Consider the following 1,511-nt stretch of genomic DNA (forward strand, 5'->3'; position numbering starts at 1 on the left):
GGAAGTACAATGACTGACTTAAATCCTGCCTCGCCTGCAATTTCCGTTAGTCTGGTCTTTACTTCAGCGCTAATATTTGCTATTGTTGCATAATCTAAACCGTTTATAACCTTTGCAATTGGTCCCCCAGGTTCATATCTATAATTACTGAAAAATTCTTCCTGTTTAGGCGTAGCTCCGAAACACGCCACCAACTTTATGGTTTCGTCGGTTGGAAAGAGATGACCGATCCAGGCCATTTTAAATTTACCATGCTCTACAGCTATCCTGCATGCATCATTAAAAAGGGTTTGGTCATCCTTAACACGTACTATCAGCTGATTAATGTGGCTTATGAAAGAATACAGCCTGTTTGCATGGAGTATTTTCTGCTCGGCCATTTTCCTGTCCGTGATATCCCGGAAATTATCAACGATACCGCCGATAGCAGGGTTATGCAGCATATTTGTAATTACACCTTCCATCCAGCGCCAGTTTCCGTCTTTATGAATCATCCGGGTCACGCCTCCTTTAATGGCCACTCCAGGATTATCCATCGCATTTTTCATGACTCCAATCAGTATTGGAGCATCTTCCGGATGAACCATTTCTAATAAGTTCAGTTCCATGCCCTCGTCCTCCGTATACCCCAAAATATTCTTAATTGTTGGGGACACATACAGCGGCCTTCCTTCTGGAGAAAGTATTGCCATTCCATCGGCACTATTTTCGATAAGCCCACGAAACATCAATTCATTCAGAAGCACTTTTTCTTCAGCCAGTTTCCGATCGGTGACATTTTGATGCGATACAACAATCCCGGTTTCATCGCCACCTAAACAGGTTACGTTAAGGACAAACCATCGTTTTTCTAAGGGTGAGTGGCATGGATATTCGAGTTTAAAAAGTTCGACTTCTTTATTAAGCACTGCTTTAAGCCCTTTCAATACCTGAGCTGCCAATTTATTCCCCTTTGCCGCAGCATTCTCGCAAACAGTGAAGTAATTACTCCCATTCGAAGTTAGAGAAGCAGGTACTGCCCCATTTGCGATTGAGAAGTCATCCCATGCTTTATTGACCGAAATTATTAATCCGTCCCCATTGACAACAGCAATATGAGCGTCTAAGGAACTTAAGATGCTTTTATTAAGTAATTGGGTTCTTACCAGCTGCAGTCTGGCAAGTCTACGCTCTGTTATATCTCTAAAATTGAAAACAATTCCATTAATTGCTGGATCAAGCAACATATTGGTCATTATTCCTTCCAGCCATAGCCACTCATCCTTCTTATTCTTGATCCTGCCTTCATAACCGTCGATTGAGATCCCTGGATTCTTGACGCACTTCATGAAAAGTGTGCGAAGGTCCTTAATATCATCAGGATGCAACAGTTCAAATAGATCTAAGGCGAGAGCATCTTTTTCCGAATACCCTAATACCCGATGAATTGATGGGGCAGCATATTTAAATTTGCCGTCTGTTGTAAGTACTACTAGTACATCGGCGCCATTTTCTATCAGTGACCTATAATG

The 1,511-nt window shown here is 42.0% G+C and carries 1 protein-coding gene; it reads right to left on the bottom strand.

The features are described from left to right. Positions 1 to 1,511 (bottom strand): PAS domain-containing protein (locus WBJ10_RS12675; RefSeq protein WP_424290849.1); only part of this gene is annotated, 1,511 nt, incomplete at both ends.

Origin of the sequence: Daejeonella sp. (genome assembly GCF_049655485.1) — a bacterium.
Lineage (GTDB): Bacteria > Bacteroidota > Bacteroidia > Sphingobacteriales > Sphingobacteriaceae > Daejeonella.